Source organism: Tardiphaga sp. (assembly GCF_044340795.1).
Lineage (GTDB): Bacteria > Pseudomonadota > Alphaproteobacteria > Rhizobiales > Xanthobacteraceae > Tardiphaga.
Genome location: NZ_JBIISY010000437.1, coordinates 1 through 2,631, shown reverse-complemented (window position 1 = coordinate 2,631; position 2,631 = coordinate 1). Strand labels below are relative to the sequence as shown.

Sequence of the window (2,631 nt, the reverse complement as noted above, 5' to 3'; positions counted from 1 at the left end):
CAGAAGGCCGGCGTGAAGATGGTGCACATCCCCTATCCCTCCTCGCCCGCTGCCACCACCGCGCTGATCCGCGGCGATGTGCAGGTGGCATGCCTCCCCGCCATCGGCGTGACGCCGCAGCTGGCGACCGGGGCCGTGAAGATCCTTGCGGTGACCACGGCGCAGCGTTCACCATTCCTGCCGGATGTGCCGACGCTGAAGGAAAGTGGCGTCGATGTGCAGTCGGATGCGTGGAATGCGCTGGTCGGTCCGGGTGGACTGCCGAAGGATGTGGTGGCCGCGATCAATGCGGAAGTCCGCAAGACGCTGACGGAGCCGGCGGTGATCGAGAAGCTGAAGGCGCAACTGATCACGCCGTCGCCCACCACGCCGGAGGAATTGAAGAAGCGCATGAGTGACGAGAAGGCGCTGTGGGCCGATGTGATCAAGGCGGCGGGGATCAGGATCGAGTGAGGTCTTAACCTCTCCCCGCCCTTTTGCGGGGAAAGGTTAAGAAGGCTGCCGTTCCTAACATCCATTCAGTCGGTCGAAATCCGACGCAGCATGCCGTTCGCGTAAAAACTCGCCCGGCGCACCACTGGTGCGGTTGACGATGCGGCCGCGTGCGACCGCGGGGCGCGCGGCGATGGATCGGTACCAGCGCAGCAGATGCGGGTATTGCTCGACGGCCAAAAATTCATGCGTGTTGTAGACGCCGTAGAGACTGCCGGGATGCCATGGCCAGACCGCCATGTCGGCGATCGTGTACTGCTCACCCGCGAGGAATTCATGCGACGCCAGATGCGTGTCCAGGACATGCAACTGGCGTTTGACCTCCATCGCGTAGCGATCGATGGCATATTCGATCTTGAACGGCGCATAGGCATAGAAATGCCCGAGGCCGCCGCCGACGAATGGCGCCGTGCCCATCTGCCACATCAGCCAGTTGAAGGTCTCGGTGCGCGCCCGACGTTCGGTCGGCAGGAACGCGCCGAACCGCTCGGCAAGATAGACAAGGATCGAGCCGCTCTCGAACACCGGCAATGCAGGGCTGATCGAGTGATCCACGAGTGCCGGAATCTTCGAATTCGGATTGATGCCGACGAAGCCGCTGCCGAACTGATCTCCGCTGAAGATGTCGATCAGCCAGGCATCGTATTCGGCATCCGAATAACCCGCCGCCAACAGTTCCTCGAGCATGATCGTCACTTTCTGCCCGTTCGGCGTCCCCTGCGAGTAGAGTTGCAGCGGATGCACGCCGACCGGCAGCGTGCTGTCGAAGGTTGCGCCCGACACCGGACGGTTCGACCGACCAAACGCGCCGCCATAGACCTTCGCCTGGGTCCAGACTTTGGGCGGCACATAGCCCGATGGCTGGTTCTGCAGGGTGTCGCTCATGGTTCGCTCCTTTGCGTCAGGCACGTGTTGCTTCGTCGAACGCCTCGAGGGCACGGGTGGAGTAAACGAGCGCGGCACCCGCATTCATCGCGACCGCAACGCCAAGTGCTTCGGCCAGTTGCTCGCGGGTGGCGCCGGCTCTGACGGCTTCGTTGCTATGGATCGAGATGCAGCCGTCGCAGCGCGTGGTGACCGCAACCGCCAGCGAGATGAGCTGACGTGTCTTCTCGTCCAGATGCGCGGTCTTGCGGCCGGCACCGGATGCGGTCAGGTAGCCCTTGAGCGTATCGGGCGACAGCTGCTGCAGCTTGCCGACATTGGTCATGAGATGATCGCGATTGGCATTCCAGTCCATGTTGGACTCCTTCGATGTATGGCTATGGGGTGCGGATGGTGCTCGGCAGCGCGCGGCAGGTTCAGGCGGCGGATTTCACATCCGCCAGCGAGGGATAATCGAGATATCCCTCGGCGCCCTGGCTGTAGAAAGTCTCCGCGTTCGCCTCGCTCAGCGGCGCGTCTTCGCGCAAGCGATGGACCAGATCGGGATTGGCGATGAAGGCGCGACCGAAGCTGACGGCGTCGGCCAGACCACTGTCGAGCACGGACTGGGCGCGCACGAGGTCGTAGTCGCTGTTGAGGATGATCGGTCCGTCGAAATGCGGGCGCATCATCGGCGACTGATGCGGCACGTCGGACGCGACGAACGCGCCATCGGGAATTGCCTCCTTCAATTCCAGGAATGCGATCCCGATCGTGTTCATCCGCTTCGCCGCCGCCACGAAGAGCGGGGTCGGATCGCTGTCGTCCACGCCCCAGACCTCGCCGTTCGGAGACAGACGGACGGCCGTACGGTTGGCGCCCACGGCGCCCGCCACCGCGCGCGTCACCTCGTCCAGCAGACGCAGGCGGTTGTCGATGCTGCCGCCATAGTCGTCGGTGCGGAGATTGCCGCTGTTGCGCAGGAACTGATCGATCAACATGCCATTCGCGGCGTGGATCTGAACCCCGTCGAAACCGGCCTCCATGGCACGATGTGCTGCACGGGCGAAATCGGCGACGATGCCGGCGATCTCCGCCGGCGCGAGCGGGCGCGCCCGCACCGCGGGCCTCGGTCCGTCATAGGTCCAGGCGTCGACCGGCGAGATGGTGGCACTGGATGAGACAGGCTGCTCGCCGATCACGGACGGATGTCCTGCGCGGCCCGTATGCGCCAACTGGGCGATGATCAGGCCACCGCGGTCGTGGACGGCGCGC

At 64.2% G+C, this 2,631-nt stretch carries 4 protein-coding genes; 1 reads left to right on the top strand and 3 read right to left on the bottom strand.

From position 1 onward, the window contains the following. The coding region (locus tag ACIQ17_RS32845) for a Bug family tripartite tricarboxylate transporter substrate binding protein (RefSeq protein ID WP_398473759.1) at positions 1–453 on the top strand (453 nt) is incomplete at its 5' end. A gap of 54 nt (positions 454–507) precedes the next feature. Here the strand turns inward: ACIQ17_RS32845 and yghU are convergent. The 3 genes from yghU to ACIQ17_RS32830 all read right to left on the bottom strand — a co-directional run. Further along, the gene (gene yghU / locus ACIQ17_RS32840; RefSeq protein WP_398473757.1) at positions 508–1,377 is read right to left on the bottom strand and encodes a glutathione-dependent disulfide-bond oxidoreductase; all 870 of its coding nucleotides are present in this window, start codon (positions 1,375–1,377) and stop codon (positions 508–510) included. Positions 1,378–1,393: 16 nt separating this feature from the next. Further along, positions 1,394–1,732, bottom strand: coding sequence for a carboxymuconolactone decarboxylase family protein (locus ACIQ17_RS32835; protein ID WP_398473756.1), 339 nt, complete (start codon positions 1,730–1,732; stop codon positions 1,394–1,396). 61 nt (positions 1,733–1,793) lie between these two features. Further along, positions 1,794–2,631: alkene reductase (locus ACIQ17_RS32830; protein WP_398473754.1), on the bottom strand; the 838-nt coding region annotated here is incomplete at its 5' end.

Coding starts and splice junctions, on each gene's coding strand:
- yghU (WP_398473757.1), bottom strand. CDS start 1,377: ATGAGCGACACCCTGCAGAACCAGCCATCGGGCTATGTGCCGCCCAAA.
- ACIQ17_RS32835 (WP_398473756.1), bottom strand. CDS start 1,732: ATGGACTGGAATGCCAATCGCGATCATCTCATGACCAATGTCGGCAAG.